The following is a 15,681-nucleotide window of genomic DNA, read 5'->3' on the forward strand; positions in this document are numbered from 1 at the left end:
CGCCCGGCACAATCCAGCTGCCTGCCGACCGGATCACGCCTTCGAGGAGCGCCATGTCAGCAAAGGTCGACCGATACTTCCAGATCAGCGCCCGGGGTTCGACCTTCGCGCGGGAGACACGGGGCGGCTTCGCCACGTTCTTCACGATGGCCTACATCCTCGTGCTCAACCCGATCATCCTCGGCGGTACCGCCGACAAGTTCGGCGCCGAGCTCTCCGGGCCCCAACTCGTCACCGCCACGGCCCTCGTGGCCGCCGTGATGACCGCGATCATGGGCCTGGGCGGCAATCTGCCGCTCGCCATCGCCGCCGGTCTCGGCCTCAACGCCGTCGTCGCCTTCCAGATCGCGCCGCTGATGAGCTGGCCCGACGCCATGGGCCTCATCGTCATCGAAGGCGTCCTGATCTGTCTGCTGGTCGTCACCGGGCTGCGGGAAGCCGTCATGCACGCCATCCCGCAGTCGCTCAAGCAGGCCATCAGCGTGGGCATCGGCATGTTCATCGCGTTCATCGGCTTCATCGACGCCGGGTTCGCGACCCGTATCCCCGGCGACACCGGCTCCGTCCCCGTACAGCTCGGCGCGAGCGGTCAGCTCTCCGGCTGGCCGGTCCTCGTCTTCTGCCTGGGCGTGCTGCTGACCATCGCGCTGATGGCGCGCAGGGTGCGCGGCGCGATCCTCATATCGATCGTCGTCATGACCGTGATCGCCGTCGTCATCAACGAGAACGCCACGATCGACCCGCTCGCCTGGGGACTGACCGTGCCGACCGTGCCCGAGGACATCGTCGCCGCACCCGACTTCGGACTCATCGGCTCCTTCAGCCTGTTCGGCGCCTTCGAGCAGGTCGGTGTCGTCACCATCGTCCTGCTGGTGTTCACGCTGATCCTGAGCGACTTCTTCGACACGATGGGCACGGTCGTCGGCATCTCCAGCGAGGCCGGACTCCTCGACGAGAACGGCAAGGTGCCGAACCTCGGCCGGGTCCTGCTGATCGACGGCGCCGCCGCCGCGGTCGGCGGTGCGGCCTCCGCCTCCTCCAACACCTCCTACATCGAGTCCGCGGCCGGCGTCGGCGAGGGCGCCCGCACCGGCTTCGCCTCACTCGTCACCGGCGCGCTGTTCGGCGTCGCCCTCTTCCTCACCCCGCTCGCCACGGTCGTCCCCGCCCAGGCCGCCGCCCCCGCACTGGTCGCCGTCGGCTTCCTGCTGATGGCGCAGGTGCGGCACATCGCCTGGGAGAAGTACGAAGTCGCCATCCCGGCCTTCCTCACCATCGCCGCCATGCCCTTCACCTACTCCATCACCAATGGCATCGGCGCCGGCTTCATCGCCTACGTCGTCATCAAGGCCGTGGTGGGCAAGGCGCGCGAGGTGCACTGGCTGCTGTGGGGGACGGCGGCCCTGTTCGTCGTGTACTTCGCCATCGACCCCGTCGAGCAACTGCTGGGCGTCAGCTGACGTTCTGCGGCCGAGGGTCCCCGCCTGGTCGCGGGGTACGGCACGCGTCACACTTCGCGAGCCGGCGGGACTATGCCTTTCCCAGCGCCGCCTCCATCAGCTTCTGCGCGACCGGTGCCGGCAGGCCGTTGCCGCTGACCTCCGAACGCTCCGCGCCCGAGTCCTCGATCACCACGGCGACCGCGACCTCCTTGCCCGTGTACGGGGTCTTGCTGTTGTTCTCGCCGTGCTGGGCGGTGCCCGTCTTTCCGCCGGCCTCGGCACCCGCGATCGAGGCGTTCGAGCCCGTGCCGTCCTCGACGACCGTCACCATCGCGCTGCGCAGCTGCTCCGCGGTGCCGGCGGACACGATCCGGACTTCCTCATGAACACCGGTGGCGGGGGACAGGCTGTCCGGCGGCCCCTCAGCGAGGGGAGATGAAGCCCGATTCGTACGCCGCGATCACCGCCTGGGTCCGGTCCCGCACGCCCGTCTTCGCGAGAACCGAGGCCACATGCGTCTTCACCGTGGCCGGGCCCACACCCATGCGCCCAGCGATCTCCGCGTTGGTCAGGCCCGTGGCCATCAGCCGCAACACCTCCGCCTCCCGCTCCGTCAGCCGCCCCGCCCAGGCCGGCAGCGCCGCGGGCCGGTGGCGGCCGTACTCGGCGGCCAGTGATCGCACCGCCGCCGGGAAGAGCAGCGAATCACTGCGCGCGACCAGCCGTACCGCCTGCACCAGCTCCTCGGCGGCGGCACGCTTGAGCAGGAAACCGGCCGCGCCGGCACGGAGCGCGTCGTACACGTACGAGTCGTTCTCGAACGTCGTCACCACCACGATCCGCGGCGGCACCTCCATCGTGCCGAGGATCTGCTCGGTGGCCCGGATGCCGTCGATCTCCGGCATCCGCACATCCATCAGGACCACGTCCGGCCGCAGCTCGCGCACCACCGACACCGCCTCGGTGCCGGTCGCGGCCTCGCCCACCACCTCCAGGTCGGGCTCGGCGTCGAGGATGACGCGCAACGCCGTGCGGACCATCCGCTCGTCGTCGGCGAGGGCGACCCGGACCGCGCTCATCGGCCGCCTCCCAGCGGCAGCAGGGCCGACAGCCGCCACACCGCGTCCTGCGGCCCGGCGGCCGCCCGGCCGCCGAGGAGCGCGGCGCGCTCGGTGATGCCGCGCAGGCCGCGGCCGCCGCCCGGGCGGACCACCGGAGCCTGGTCGGGCAGGGGATTCTCCATCGTGATCTCCAACTCCTCGCCGCGTACGGCGATCCACAGGGACACCGGGACCGCCCCGGCATGGCGCAGGGCGTTGCTCAGCCCCTCCTGGACGATGCGGTACGCCTCGCGGGAGACATACGCGGGGACCGAGGCCGGATCGCCCTCGGTGCGCAGGGCCACCCGTACCCCGCTGCGGGACAGCAGACCGTCCAGGGTGTCCAGCGTCGGACCGGCGGCCCGGTCGGCCCCCTCGCCGTCCTGCCGCAACAGGCCGAGGACCGCGTCGAGTTCGCCGACGGTACGCCGCGTCGTCTCCTCGATCGCGGCCAGCGCCTCCCGTACGAACTCCACGTCGCTGTCCAGCACCCGGCGGGCGGCGCCCGCCTGCAGGGTGACGGCGCTGAGCGCGTGGCCGACCGAGTCGTGCAATTCGCGGGCGAGGCGGTTGCGTTCGCCCAGCTCGGCAGCCCGCTGCTCGGCCGCGGCGAGACGGTCGGCTGGCGTCGGTCCGAGCAGCACCGGTGCGTGGCGGGCCAGCAGTGCCCCGGCCGCCGCCGAGAACGCGGCGAGCGCGAGAAGCATGCCGATCCCGGTGATCGGCAGCAGCAGGACCTGATCGAACGGGCGCATCGACCACGGCACATGAAGGAAGTCCTGCACCGAGCGGCTCAGCGGCGCGACGATCAGCGTGACCGCGAACGGCGGCAGGGCGAGCGACGCACCGCTGACCAGTGCGCCGACGCCCGCGTGCAGGGTGAACCAGGCCGAAGTGCGCAGGCGCGCGGCCCTGCTGTGCGCGGGTTCGTCCGCGAACAGCTCCGCGGGCACCCCGGTCAGTGCCCGGGTTATGCCCACCGACAGCGGTCTGGCCAGCGGCAGCAGCCCGACGATCGCGGCGAGCGGCAGGGCGACGGCGTACGCGCCGAACTGCACGACGAGCGAGGTCGCGAACGTTTTCCCCGTGTCGGTCAGCGGACCGACCACGACCGTCCCCACGAGCCAGAACGGCATCAACAGCGCGCCGCCGAGCACCAGATGGACCCAGCGGAGCCGTGCCTGCAGTCCGAACAGCGCCCGCGCCGCGACGCGCACCCTCCCGCCGGAGCCGCCCTTTCCGCCGGTGGTCCTCGCGCCGGGGTCCCTTCGGCCTGCGGTCCTCCCGCCGGAGGCCCTCGCGCCGGTGGTCGTACCGCGGCGCGCCGCGCGCGGGTCGCTCACGCGCCGCGCCTGCGCAGCAGTACGGCGACGGCGGCGCTCAGCAGCAGGCCGGAGATCATTTCCCCAGCGTAGGTCAGCGTCAGCAGCGTTGTGGGCTGCTCGGCGTCATGGGCCGGGGGCATCGCGGCGGTCATGGTCAGCCAGCCGCCCCAGGCGCCGAGCGCGCTCGCTCCGACCCACGCCATGCCAAGCGGCAGTTTTACCGAGAGGGCGGGGCCGAGGCGGAAGGCCAGCAGCAGCGTTCCGGCGACGGCGAGGGCCACGAAGCCGACGCGCACGCCCTCCAGGACGTAGAAGTCGGTCGTGCGCTCCAGCACCCGGGCGGCGGGCAGTGCCGCGGTCGATCCGGCCGCCCACATCAGATGCATGACGCCGGGGAACACCGCGAGGAGCGCACCGGCCACGGCCAGGGCGCGCACCGGCCGGCCCGTCACGGCGGAGGGCAGGTCCCACACCTGTCCCCGCCACAGGTGACTCCAGCGGTCCCTGGCGTACAGCAGGAAGAGCACGCCGAGGGCAAGGCCCTGAAGGAGGAAGCCGCTGTAGACGACGTCGAACACCCAGCCGTCCAGGAACGGTTCGCCCGTCGTGTCCTGCGTCGTGGTGCCGCCCGCGGCGGAGGCCGCCAACTGCACCGGGAAGCCGACCATGATCGGTGCGAGCAGCCCGGTCGCGCCCCAGATCGGCACGCCGAGCAGCCGGCCGCGCACGCGCATGCCCCACGGCTGCGTGAGCAGCAGGGCGAGGACGACGACGGCCGCGTCCATCAGCACGGTGACGCTGTTGACGACGGCTATCAGGGCGCGGTGGTCCAGCAGCACGCTGCCCTCGGGGATGCCGATACGGCTGCCGGCGATCCAGGCGATCTTCAGTGCCAGGTACGGCAGGCAGGCGGCGATCGCGACCGCGCGCAGAGCGGACCGCAGCGGGCGGCGCCGCAGGGTAAGGAGTGTGCCGGCGTCCGCCGGGAGCGAGGTCGGTGTCATGCCGTCCACACTCCTCGCCGCGGAGCCGGGACACCTCCTGCGTGGCGACGATCTCCCTCCGCCGTGAGGCTGAGACGCGCATACGCCTCCGGGTCGCCGCGCGGCCCGGGTTCGGAGTCTTCCGGTTCAGAGCCTTCGCGTTGCGAGCGTGAGGCGGTCACGCGCGTCGAACAGGGCATCCTTGATCATCTGCTCGTGCGCGGGGGTGAGCCTGGCCACCGGTACCGAGCAGCTGATCGCGTCACGGGCCGGGGTGCGGTAGGGGATGGCGATGCCGAAGCAGCGCAGCCCGAGGGTGTTCTCCTCGCGGTCGACGGCGTAACCCTGCTCGCGGATGACGTGCAGCTCCTCGATGAGCTTCTCGCGGTCGGTGATCGTGTGCTCGGTCAGCGGCGCCAGCGTCTCGGGGAGCATCTTGCGCACCTGCTCGTCGCTGTGGGTGGCGAGCAGGGCCTTGCCGAGCGAGGTGGAGTGGGCGGGCAGCCGGCGGCCGACGCGGGTGAAGGGGCGCAGATAGTGCTGCGACTGCCGGGTGGCGAGGTACACCACGTTGGTGCCGTCGAGGCGGGCGAGGTGGATGGTCTCCGTGGTGTCGTCGGAGAGCCGGTCCAGGGTGGGCCGGGCCGCCGCGACGACCTCGTCCCCGTCGATGTAGGAGGTGCCCACCAGCAGGGCGCGCACGCCGATGCCGTAGCGGGTGCCGGTGGCGTCGGTCTCGACCCAGCCGAGCTCGACGAGCGTGCGCAGCAGCATGTAGAGGCTGGACTTGGGGTACCCGACGGCCTCCTGGACGGTGGCGAGCGAGTGCATGCCCGGGCGCCCGGCGAAGTACTCGAGCAACTCGACCGTCCGCACCGCGGACTTGACCTGCGCTCCACCGGAATCGATTGCTGACATCGCTGTTCGCCCCTCTCGACCGCACGGGCGCCCGTCCTGACCGCCGAATGCCTTGACCCCGCGCAACGCCCGGAAATAGAGTCCCCGGCATATTCATCACCAGGAACACTGTTCAGAATACCGAACAAGACCGGGTGGATGACAGAGAGCCGGGAAGGAATACACGGTGGCAGCAGCACAAGTCTGGAGTGTCGACCCCCGAACCGGGAAGCAGCGTGAACAGGTTGCGGTGGAAGCCACAGCCCAGGAGGTCGACGCCGCGGTACGGTCCGCGCACGCCGCCCGCGCCGCCCTCGCCGACCGTACGGTCCGCTCCGCGTTCCTGCGCACCGCCGCCGCATTGCTCGACGGCGCGGGCGACCGGCTCATCGAGGCGGCCGACGCCGAGACCGCGCTCGGGCCCGTACGCCTCACCGGGGAACTGGCCCGGACGTGCTTCCAGTTGCGCGCCTTCGCGGACATCGTCGACGAGGGCTCCTTCCTCGATGTGATCATCGACCACCCGGACGACAGCGCCACCCCGCCGATTCCCGACCTCCGCCGCTACAAGGTGCCCCTCGGCGTCGTAGCTGTGTACTCCGCGTCCAACTTCCCCTTCGCGTTCTCCGTGCCCGGCGGCGACACCGCAAGCGCGCTCGCGGCGGGCTGCCCCGTCGTGGTCAAGGCCCACCCCGACCACCCGGCGACCTCCGAGCTGGTCGCCGCCGTGCTGCGCAGGGCGGCGGCCGAACACGCCCTGCCCGATGGGGTCCTCGGCCTGGTGCACGGCTTCGAGGCGGGCGTCGAGCTGGTGAAGCACCCCTTGGTCGCGGCGGCCGGTTTCACCGGGTCCGTACGCGGCGGACGTGCACTCTTCGACGCGGCGGCCGCCCGCCCCGTGCCCATTCCCTTCCATGGCGAACTCGGCTCGCTGAACCCGGTCGTGATCACCGAGGCGGCCGCCGCGGAGCGCGCCGAAGAGATCGGCACCGGTCTCGCGGGGGCCATGACGCTCGGCGTCGGCCAGTTCTGCGTCAAGCCCGGCCTGGTGTTCGCGCCCGCCGGACCGGCGGGCGACCAGCTCGTCAAGACGCTGACCGACGCCGTGAGCGACACCGCCGCCGGTGTCCTGCTGGACCACCGCATGCGCGACAACTTCGTGGCCGGGGTCGCCGAGCGCGCCGCCCTGCCTGACGTGGACACTCCCGTCACCCCCGGCGTGGGCTCGCAGCACACCGTCAGTCCCGGCTTCCTGACCGTCCCCGCCGCGCGGCTCGCCGCCGACGGGGACCACGATCTGCTCCTCGAGGAGTGCTTCGGACCGGTCACCGTCGTCGCCCGCTACGACAGCCACGACGACGTCACCACGGTCCTGTCCCGCCTGCCCGGCAACCTCACCGCCACCCTCCACCTGTCGGGCGACGAGGCCGAGGGCAACGGCAACGGCGCCAGGATCCTCGCCGAACTCACCCCGCTCGCCGGCCGCGTCCTCGTCAACGGCTGGCCGACCGGAGTCGCCGTCGCGCCCGCCCAGCACCACGGCGGCCCGTACCCGGCGACCACCTCCACGTCGACCTCGGTCGGCGGCACCGCGATCGAGCGGTGGATGCGCCCGGTCACGTACCAGACCACCCCCGAGGAACTGCTCCCGCCGGAGCTGCGCGACGACAACCCCCTCGGTCTGCCCCGACGGGTCGACGGACGCCGCGAGAGCTGACCCGGAGCGCCTCCAGCTCGTCCGCGAGCCGGCCGGCTCCCCGGTGTGGACCCGCAGCTGCGGCAGCTTCGACGTCCCGGTCGGCGAGGCGGCACTGAGCCACCACTTCACGGTGCTGCGCGCCGCCGGTCTGGTCGAACAGCGCGACCAGGGGCCGAAGCGGGTTGTCCGCCTGCGGCGCGAGGAGTTCGACGCGCGTTTCCCAGGGCTGCTGGACCTCGTGCTGCGGCCCGGCGACGGGACGTAGCCGGACCGACGCTCCGTTCGTGGCCCGTGGCGGAATGAGACGGCCCGACGCCGTGTTGACCCTGCTGCGGAGGTGGCCTCCGCCTGCCCCTGTGCCGCACGACTGGAGTGATGAGAAGACATGCGCGTCGAGATCTGGAGCGACATCGCCTGCCCCTGGTGCTACATCGGCAAGGCCCGGTTCGAGAAGGGGCTCGCCGCCTTCGCGCACCGCGACGACATCGAGGTCGTGCACCGCTCCTTCGAGCTCGACCCGAACCGCGCCAAGGGCGACACCGCCCCGGTGATCGACATGCTCGCCGCGAAGTACGGGCGCACCCGCGAGGAGGCGCAGGCCATGGAGGAGCACGTCGCCGCCACCGCGCGCTCGGAGGGGCTCGGCTACCGGACCGAGGGCCGGGTCCACGGCAGCACCTTCGACATCCACCGCCTGCTGCACCTCGCCAAGGACCGCGGCCACCAGGACGAACTCCTCGACCTGGCCTACCGGGCGAACTTCGCCGAGGAGCGGTCTGTCTTCGACACGGACGTGCTGGTCCGGCTCGGCGTCGAGGCGGGCCTCGGCGAGGACGAGGTGCGCGCCGTCCTCGCCGACGGGAGCGCTTACGCGGACGACGTACGGGCCGACGAGCGCGAGGCCGCCGAGCTGGGCGCGACCGGGGTGCCGTTCTTCGTCATCGACCGACGCTACGGGGTGTCCGGCGGGCAGCCCGCCGACGTGTTCACGCAGGCGCTGGAGCAGGCGTGGCAGGGCCGGGTGCTCACCCCGGTCGGGACGGCCGCAGCCGCGGCCTGCGACGCCGACGGATCCTGCGAGATTCCGCCAGCCTGACGCCTGACCAGCCTGACGCCTGACGAGCCTGATGGCTGACGAGCCTGATGCCTGACGCGTCCCTGCTTGTCCCCGCCTGGCGTTCCGATGCCTCGACGCCCGGTCGCGAGTTCTCCAGGCGCCGTACGCGATGCCCGGCCGGGCGGCCGGCCCGCACGTCGCTCGGCCTCTACAGGCGCCGAACGAACGCGATGCCCGGCCGGCCGTCCAGTACGACCTCGTCCGTGGCCGTGAAGCCCGTGCGGACCAGCACCGCTTGTGAGGCCGCGTTGTCCGCGGTCGTCGACGCCCGCAGCTCTCTCAGCCCGTACTCCACCGCCGCCGACGCGCACACCGCGCGCACGGCGGCGGTCGCGAGGCCCCGGCCCGCCGCGTTCTCGGCGATGCGGTAGCCGAGCTCGGCGCTGCCGCCCGCCGCATCGACCAGGTTGACCCGCCCGAGCACCCGGCCGTCCTCGTCGACGAGTACATGGAAGTGGCACAGCCCCGTGGCCTGTTCGGCGAGGAGGGCGGCGTGCCGGTCGTCGAACCGTGCGAAGTACTCGTCGCCCCGGTCCGGGACCGAGGCGGCGAAGTAGGCCCGGTTCTCCCGCTCGAACGCGAGGAGGGCGGGGGCGTGATCGGCACGGAGGCGCTGTAGGGCGGGGGAGAGTGCGGGCATGGGAGGACACTACGCCGTTCGGGCGGCGCCGCGGGGTGCCATTGACCAGGTGCCCGGCGCATCGGAAGGTGGGCCCATGGAGAGTCTTCACGCCCTCGCCGGCGGCGAGTTCGCGCCCGCGTCGACGTATCTGAACACCGCCGTGTGCGGGCTGCTGCCGCGCCGTACCGTCCGCGCGGTCACCCGGCTCGCCGAGGAGCTGGCCGAAGGGCGCCCGGGCGGTTCGGGCGAGTCGGAGGCGGTGGACGCCACGCGCCGCTCGTTCGCACGGCTCGCCGGTGTGGACGAGGGCCGCGTCGCCGTCGGCGGTTCGGTGTCGGTGCATGTCGGGCTGATCGCCGCGTCGATGCCGCCGGGTGCCGAAGTCCTCTTCCCTGAAGGGGAGTACGCCTCCGTCATCACCCCCTTCACGGTGCGCGGCGACCTCAAGCTGCGGTACGCGCCGCTGGACGCGCTCGCCGACGCCGTGCGGCCCGGCACGGCGCTCGTGGCGTTCTCGTCGGTCCAGTCGGCCGACGGCCGGATCGCCGACTTGGCCGCCGTACGGTCGGCGGCGGCGGCGCACGGTGCCCGTACGCTGCTGGACGCCAGCCAGTCGGCGGGCTGGCTGCCGCTGCGGGCGGGGGAGTGGGACTACACCGTGACCGGCGGGTTCAAGTTCCTGCTGTGTCCGCGGGGCGTCTCGTTCCTGACCGTGGCCGAGGAGGCGCAGGAGGCGCTGGCCCCGATGCACGCGGGGACGTTCGCGGCCGAGCGTCTGTGGGAGACGACGTACGGTCCGATCGACGAGCTCGCCCACTCGGCCCGCCGCTACGACGAGCCCCCGGCCTTCCTCGCGTACCACGGCGGCGAGCAGTCGCTCGCGCTGCTGGAGGAGATCGGCATCGACGCGGTGCACGCGCATGTCGTGGCATTGACACGGCGGTTCCGGGCCGGGCTCGACGCGCTCGGCCATGCCCCGGTCCCCGGCGATTCGGCGATCGTCGCCGTCCCGGGCCTCGGCGACCGCGCGGCGGAACTGGGCGCGGCGGGCATCGTCGTCTCCTCGCGCGCGGGTGCCTTGAGGGCGGCGTTCCACCTCTACAACACGCAGACGGACGTGGACCGCGCGCTGGAGCACATCGGCCCGCGCCGCCTGTATTGATCACGAGCGTTGTTGACGCTCATGGGTCTTGATCATGGCGAAGACCTCCCGTGTGGAGGAGGTGTCCAGGCTTCACCGCGCAACGGAGGCCTTCGTGTCCCACCGTCATGCCCGGCGATGGTTCATGGCAGGCGGTTGCTCATCGAGCGTGTCCGGTCCGGCCGTCCGGTGGCACACGTGGCCGCTGAGATGGGGGTTTCACGGGCCACGGCTCACAAGGGGTGCGCCGCTTCAGGGCTGAGGGGGGCGGGCCTCAGTCGCGCGCCCGCCGCCGCCCTCACCCCTTCGCTTCCCCGCAGTCGGCCGTCTCTGTGCACAGACTCGCCTCGACCTTGCCCAGCAGGCGGGCCAGCTCGCGGCGTTCGTGTCCGTCCAGGCCGGCGAGCGTCTGCTCCTCCAGTTCGGCCCATGCGGCCGACATGTCCGCGAGCAGCGCGCAGCTGCGTTCCGTCGCCTCGACGACGACCGCGCGGCGGTCGTCGGGGTCGGGGCTGCGGCTGACGTGGCCGGTCTGTTCCAGGCGCTGGAGCATCTTGGTGACCGTGGAGGGATCCAGACCCACTTCCTTGATCAGCTCCGACTGCCGAACGGGGCCTGCGCCCCACAGGCGCATCATCAGGAACTCCTGGCCGGGGTAGAGGTCCAGCCCCTTGAGCAGCCTTCCCGCGGCGATGCGGTGCAGCCTCGCCACCCTGGACAGCGCATGGCTCACGGGGCCGCCGCGGGCGGCATGCGGGAGCGCTTCGGCACAGGTGGCGTCGTCCTGTGTCTCGGGCGCGGCGGACATGGTGACCTCCTCGGCCAGGGGCGGCGAGGGGGAGCGGCTCCGCCCTTCGGCCGACTGCGGCGGCGGGCTCGTCCAGCCCTCGTTCCCGATGCTGTCACACATATTACCTTGGCTGGCCAATGAATGCGGTACAGTGGCGTCCGTGTCATTAATTGGCCGACCATATAAAGTTTGGGGACGATCATGACCACCGCATTCGACCCGATCCGTCTCGGCGGACGGCAGCTCGCCAACCGCATCGCCATGGCCCCGATGACCCGCAGCCGCGCCCACGGTCCCGGACTGACGCCCACCCCGTCGGTCGTGGAGTACTACGTGCAGCGCGCCTCGGCGGGGCTGATCATCACCGAGGGCATCCAGCCCTCTGACGTCGGCCAGGGATATCCCGACACCCCCGGGCTCCACAGCCGCGAGCAGATCGCCGCCTGGCGCGCGGTCACCGACGCCGTGCACGCCGCAGGCGGCACGATCTTCGCCCAGCTGATGCACGCCGGCCGCATCGGCCATCCCGTGCTGCTGCCCGACGGCCTCGTCCCCGTCGGCGCATCCGCAGTCGCCGCCCAGGGCCAGGTCTACACGCACGAGGGGCCCAAGGACTTCGTCACCCCCAGGGAACTGAGCGCCGACGAGATACGGGCGACGATCGCCGACTTCGCCGCCGCCGCGCGCAACGCCGTCGAGGCGGGCTTCGACGGCGTCGAGCTGCACGGTGCCAACGGCTACCTGATCCACCAGTTCCTGGCGCCCAACACCAACCGCCGCACCGACGAGTGGGGCGGCTCCGCCGAGAACCGCATGCGCTTCGCGGTGGAGGCCGTCAGGGCCGTGGCCGAGGAGATCGGCGCCGAGCGCACCGCCATCCGCCTCTCGCCCGGCAACTCGTACAACGACATCGACGAGCCGGAGCCCGAGGACGTCTACACCGCGCTCGCCCAGCGGCTCGAACCGCTCGGACTCGCCTACCTGCATGTCCTCGAGTCCACCCCCGACCAACGGGAGCTCGTGCTGACCCTGCGCAAGTTGTTCGGCGGCACCGTCGTGCTCAACGTGCCGGCCGACGGCCCGGCCGGCCGACTGGCCCTGATCGAGGACGGCGTCGCCGACCTGGTGTCGTTCGGCGCCCTGTTCCTCGCCAACCCCGACCTGCCGGCCCGTCTCCGGGCCGACGGTCCGTACAACACCCCCGACCCGTCCTCCTTCTTCGGCGGTGGCGACAAGGGATTCATCGACTACCCGGCCCTCGTCTGAGCGGCAGCGGCCAAAGGCGGGGCCGGTCTCCTCGGGAAAGGAGACCGGCCCCGCCTTCTTGGTGACCGGGAGCTACCGCACCGCGGTGAAGTCCCGCGCCCCGATGAACTCGGGCCGCCGCACCGGCGCGGCGAACGGCTCCGCCGCGGCGTTCTCCACGCTGTTGAACACGATGAAGACGTTGCTGCGCGGATACGGGGTGATGTTGTCGCCCGACCCGTGCATGCAGTTGCAGTCGAACCAGGTCGCCGACCCGGCCCGGCCCGTGAACAGCCGGATTCCGTGGGCGTCGGCGAAGCGCGTCAGCGCCTCGTCCGACGGGGTCCCGGCGTCCTGCATCTGCAGCGACTTCTTGTAGTTGTCCTTCGGCGTCGCGCCCGCGCACCCGAGGAACGTCCGGTGCGACCCAGGCATGATCATCAGGCCGCCGTTGGTGTCGAGGTTCTCGGTCAGCGCGATCGACACGGACACGGTCCGCATGTTCGGCAGCCCGTCCTCGGCGTGCCAGGTCTCGAAGTCCGAGTGCCAGTAGAAGCCCGAGGCGCCGAAGCCCGGCTTCACGTTGATACGCGACTGGTGGACGTAGACGTCCGAGCCGAGGATCTGGCGGGCTCTGCCCACCACTCGCTCGTCGCGCACCAGCGCGGCGAAGGCCTCGCTGAGCTTGTGGACCTCGAACACGGACCGCACGTCCTGAGACGTCGGCTCGATGATCGAGCGCTCGTCGGCCCGTACCGCCGGGTCGGCGATCAGCCGGTCCAGTTCGGCGCGGTAGAGCGCCACCTCGTCGTCGCCGATCAACTGGTCGACGGTGAGAAAGCCGTCGCGCTCGAAGCCCATCAGATCGGCTGTGGCGATCGGGCCCGGGGTGCCCGGTGCGGACCAGACGACCGGGTCCTGACGCGGGGTCGTCACCTCACTCGCGCCACGGGTGGGGTACAGATCGGTGCGTGCGGGTGCGGTCGTCATGTCTCAGCCCTCCTCCGTCAGCAGGGGGTACACGCCGTTCTCGTCATGGTCCTCCCGTCCGGTCACGGGCGGGTTGAAGACGCAGACGCAGCGGAAGTCGGTCTTGGGGCGCATGGTGTGCTTCTCGTGCCCGTCCAGCAGGTACATGGTGCCGGGCTCGATCCAGTGGGTCTCGCCCGTCTCGTCGTTGGTGAGCTCGGCCTCGCCCTCCACGCAGAGCACGGCCTCGATGTGGTTCGCGTACCACATCGACGTCTCCGTGCCCGCGTACAACACGGTCTCGTGCAGCGAGAAGCCGACCTTCTCCTTGGCGAGCACGATGCGCTTGCTCTCCCAGGTGCCGGACGCGGCCTTCACATGGCGGTCGGTGTTCTCGAGGTCCTTGAACGATCGGACGATCACGGTGAGTCGTTGCCCTTTCTGTCTCTGCGGTGGTCAGGCGGTCTCGCGGACTGAGCGCGCCAGGATGCGCAGGCCCTCGTCCAGTTCCTCGGGGGAGACGGTCAGCGGCGGCAGGAGCTTCACGACCTCGCTCTCGGGACCCGAGGTCTCCAGGAGCAGTCCGAGTTCGAAGGCACGGGCGCACACCTTGCCGGCGCGGGTCTTGTCCGCGAACTCCAGGCCCCACACGAGCCCGCGGCCGCGGAAGCCGACGCCCTCGCCGCCCAGTTCGTCGACGACGGCGAGCAGCGCGCGCTCGACCTGCTCGCCCCGCGCGATGGTCTGCTTCTCCATCTGCCCGTCGGCCCAGTAGGTGCCCAGCGCGGCGGTCGCGGTCACGAACGCCGGGTTGTTGCCCCGGAAGGTGCCGTTGTGCTCGCCCGGCTCCCAGATGTCCAGCTCCGGCCGGAACAGGCAGAGCGACATGGGCAGTCCGTAGCCGCTGATCGACTTGGACAGCGTGACGATGTCCGGGGTGATGCCGGCCTCCTCGAAGGAGAAGAACCCCCCGGTGCGGCCGCAGCCCATCTGGATGTCGTCGACGATCAGCAGCATGTCCTGGCGCTTGCACAGGTCCGCCAGCGCACGCAGCCACTCGGGACGGGCCACATTGATGCCGCCCTCGCCCTGGACCGTCTCGACGATCACGGCGGCCGGCTTGTTGAGGCCGGAGCCCTGGTCCTCCAGCAGGCGCTCGAACCAGAGGAAGTCCGGGACCTTGCCGTCGAAGTAGTTGTCGAACGGCATCGGGGTGCCGTGGACCAGCGGGATGCCGGCGCCGGCGCGCTTGAAGGCGTTGCCCGTGACGGCGAGCGAGCCCAGCGACATGCCGTGGAAGGCGTTGGTGAACGAGACGATCGCCTCGCGCCCCTTGACCTTGCGGGCCAGCTTCAGCGCGGCCTCGACCGCGTTGGTGCCCGTCGGGCCGGGGAACATGACCTTGTACGGCAGGTCGCGCGGGCGCAGGACGACGTTCTCGAACGTCTCCAGGAAGGCGCGCTTCGCGCTCGTCGCCATGTCCAGTCCGTGGGTGATGCCGTCGCGCTCGATGTAGTCGAGCAGCGCCCGTTTCAGGACGGGGTTGTTGTGCCCGTAGTTGAGCGATCCGGCGCCGGCGAAGAAGTCCAGGTAGGTGTGGCCGTCCTCGTCGTGCAGATAGCTGCCTTGCGCGCGGTCGAACACGGCGGGCCAGCCGCGGCAGTAGCTGCGCACCTCGGACTCGAGGGTCTGGAAGACGCTCAGGGCGGGCGGGGTGATGGTCACAGCGGTCTCCATGGGGGTGGGGGTCAGGCGGCGAGGGGGCCGATGCGGTAGAGCACTTCCGGCTGGTGCGTTCCCTCGGGGAACAGTCCGCCGTCGAAGAGGACTTCGCGGCGCAGCGGCGCGTCGTGACGCCGGGCGTAGGAGGTGAACAAGGCGTCGGACGCCGTGTTGTCCGGCGTGATGGTCGTCTCGATCTCACGCACCCCGCGGCCACTGGTGACCTTGGCCGTCAGGGCATCCAGCAGGACGCCGGCCAGTCCCCGGCCGCGGTGCTCGCGGTCGACGGCGACCTGCCAGACGAGGAGTGCCTCCGGGCGGTCGGGCCGTACGTAGCCGGTGACGAAGGCGATGGGCTCGCCGCCGGGGCCGCGCGCCACGACAGAGGTGGCCGCGAAGTCGCGACACCACAGCAGATAGCTGTACGAGGAGTTGAGGTCCAGGACCTCGGAGTCGCGGGCGATGCGCCAGATCGCGGCTCCGTCCTCCACTCGCGGGGTGTCTATCTCCAGGAACTCCGGGGAGTCGGCAGAATCGGCGAATCCGTCACGGGCTCGTACAAGGTCTTCCTGTGAGGCGGTCATGCGAATTGAATTTACCGAGCAAATTTCGAGATTGCATCGAGCGGA

General features: G+C 71.3%; 15 protein-coding genes and 3 pseudogenes. 7 read left to right on the forward strand and 11 right to left on the reverse strand.

Going from position 1 to position 15,681, the window contains the following annotated elements; translation table 11 throughout:
• Positions 1-53: 53 nt before the first annotated feature.
• Positions 54-1,460 carry an NCS2 family permease gene (locus J7E88_RS15820; protein ID WP_215181328.1) on the forward strand — a complete coding sequence of 469 codons (1,407 nt, stop codon included), beginning with the start codon at positions 54-56 and terminating at the stop codon, positions 1,458-1,460.
• A 70-nt stretch (positions 1,461-1,530) separates the two neighbouring features.
• On the opposite strand, the pseudogene J7E88_RS15825 reads toward J7E88_RS15820, so the two are convergent.
• The 5 genes and pseudogenes from J7E88_RS15825 to J7E88_RS15845 form a co-directional block, all read right to left on the reverse strand.
• Positions 1,531-1,815: pseudogene (locus J7E88_RS15825) on the reverse strand (penicillin-binding transpeptidase domain-containing protein); the annotation flags it as partial.
• A 49-nt stretch (positions 1,816-1,864) separates the two neighbouring features.
• Entirely contained in the window at positions 1,865-2,521 is a 657-nt protein-coding gene (locus tag J7E88_RS15830; protein WP_215181330.1) for a response regulator transcription factor, read from the reverse strand.
• Positions 2,518-3,759, reverse strand: a complete 1,242-nt coding sequence (locus tag J7E88_RS15835) for a histidine kinase (protein ID WP_308307510.1) — start codon at positions 3,757-3,759, stop codon at positions 2,518-2,520. The genes J7E88_RS15830 and J7E88_RS15835 overlap by 4 nt, the downstream gene beginning before the upstream one ends.
• A gap of 122 nt (positions 3,760-3,881) precedes the next feature.
• Complete coding sequence (locus tag J7E88_RS15840) at positions 3,882-4,871, reverse strand: hypothetical protein (protein ID WP_215181332.1); 990 nt, start codon at positions 4,869-4,871, stop codon at positions 3,882-3,884.
• Between the two features lie 126 nt (positions 4,872-4,997).
• Complete coding sequence (locus J7E88_RS15845) at positions 4,998-5,768, reverse strand: IclR family transcriptional regulator (RefSeq protein ID WP_215181335.1); 771 nt, start codon at positions 5,766-5,768, stop codon at positions 4,998-5,000.
• Between the two features lie 166 nt (positions 5,769-5,934).
• On the opposite strand from J7E88_RS15845, the gene J7E88_RS15850 reads away from it, so the two are divergent.
• From J7E88_RS15850 to J7E88_RS15860, 3 genes and pseudogenes are all read left to right on the forward strand, one after another.
• On the forward strand, positions 5,935-7,464 hold the full coding sequence (locus J7E88_RS15850) for an aldehyde dehydrogenase (NADP(+)) (RefSeq protein ID WP_215181337.1): 1,530 nt from the start codon (positions 5,935-5,937) through the stop codon (positions 7,462-7,464).
• Positions 7,451-7,711 (forward strand): annotated as a pseudogene (locus J7E88_RS15855) (ArsR/SmtB family transcription factor); the annotation flags it as partial. The gene J7E88_RS15850 and the pseudogene J7E88_RS15855, both read left to right, overlap by 14 nt.
• 120 nt (positions 7,712-7,831) lie before the next feature.
• A complete protein-coding gene (locus tag J7E88_RS15860) occupies positions 7,832-8,542 on the forward strand; it encodes a DsbA family oxidoreductase (protein WP_215181339.1) in 711 nt (236 codons plus the stop codon).
• A 169-nt stretch (positions 8,543-8,711) separates the two neighbouring features.
• Here the strand turns inward: J7E88_RS15860 and J7E88_RS15865 are convergent, their stop codons facing one another.
• Entirely contained in the window at positions 8,712-9,203 is a 492-nt protein-coding gene (locus tag J7E88_RS15865; RefSeq protein WP_215181341.1) for a GNAT family N-acetyltransferase, read from the reverse strand.
• 76 nt (positions 9,204-9,279) lie between these two features.
• Between J7E88_RS15865 and J7E88_RS15870 the strand changes: the two genes are divergently transcribed.
• Entirely contained in the window at positions 9,280-10,347 is a 1,068-nt protein-coding gene (locus J7E88_RS15870) for an aminotransferase class V-fold PLP-dependent enzyme (RefSeq protein ID WP_215181343.1), read from the forward strand.
• A gap of 94 nt (positions 10,348-10,441) precedes the next feature.
• Positions 10,442-10,599 (forward strand): annotated as a pseudogene (locus tag J7E88_RS35910) (helix-turn-helix domain-containing protein); the annotation flags it as partial.
• A 25-nt stretch (positions 10,600-10,624) separates the two neighbouring features.
• On the opposite strand, the gene J7E88_RS15880 reads toward J7E88_RS35910, so the two are convergent.
• Positions 10,625-11,134 (reverse strand): MarR family winged helix-turn-helix transcriptional regulator, encoded by a 510-nt coding sequence (locus J7E88_RS15880; protein WP_215181581.1) that lies wholly within the window; start codon positions 11,132-11,134, stop codon positions 10,625-10,627.
• A 183-nt stretch (positions 11,135-11,317) separates the two neighbouring features.
• On the opposite strand from J7E88_RS15880, the gene J7E88_RS15885 reads away from it, so the two are divergent.
• Positions 11,318-12,382 (forward strand): alkene reductase, encoded by a 1,065-nt coding sequence (locus J7E88_RS15885; protein ID WP_215181346.1) that lies wholly within the window; start codon positions 11,318-11,320, stop codon positions 12,380-12,382.
• 72 nt (positions 12,383-12,454) lie between these two features.
• Here J7E88_RS15885 and thpD read toward each other — a convergent pair whose 3' ends face one another.
• Genes thpD through ectA form a run of 4 tightly spaced genes read right to left on the reverse strand, consistent with a single transcriptional unit; the run spans position 12,455 to position 15,636 of the window.
• Positions 12,455-13,351 (reverse strand): ectoine hydroxylase, encoded by an 897-nt coding sequence (gene thpD, locus J7E88_RS15890; protein WP_215181348.1) that lies wholly within the window; start codon positions 13,349-13,351, stop codon positions 12,455-12,457.
• A 3-nt stretch (positions 13,352-13,354) separates the two neighbouring features.
• On the reverse strand, positions 13,355-13,753 hold the full coding sequence (locus tag J7E88_RS15895; RefSeq protein WP_215181350.1) for an ectoine synthase: 399 nt from the start codon (positions 13,751-13,753) through the stop codon (positions 13,355-13,357).
• 33 nt (positions 13,754-13,786) lie between these two features.
• Complete coding sequence (gene ectB, locus J7E88_RS15900; protein ID WP_215181583.1) at positions 13,787-15,055, reverse strand: diaminobutyrate--2-oxoglutarate transaminase; 1,269 nt, start codon at positions 15,053-15,055, stop codon at positions 13,787-13,789.
• Positions 15,056-15,078: 23 nt separating this feature from the next.
• Complete coding sequence (gene ectA, locus J7E88_RS15905; protein WP_215181352.1) at positions 15,079-15,636, reverse strand: diaminobutyrate acetyltransferase; 558 nt, start codon at positions 15,634-15,636, stop codon at positions 15,079-15,081.
• Positions 15,637-15,681 lie beyond the last annotated feature (45 nt).

This window comes from Streptomyces sp. ISL-10 (assembly GCF_018614575.1).
In the GTDB taxonomy this organism is placed as follows: Bacteria; Actinomycetota; Actinomycetes; order Streptomycetales; family Streptomycetaceae; genus Streptomyces.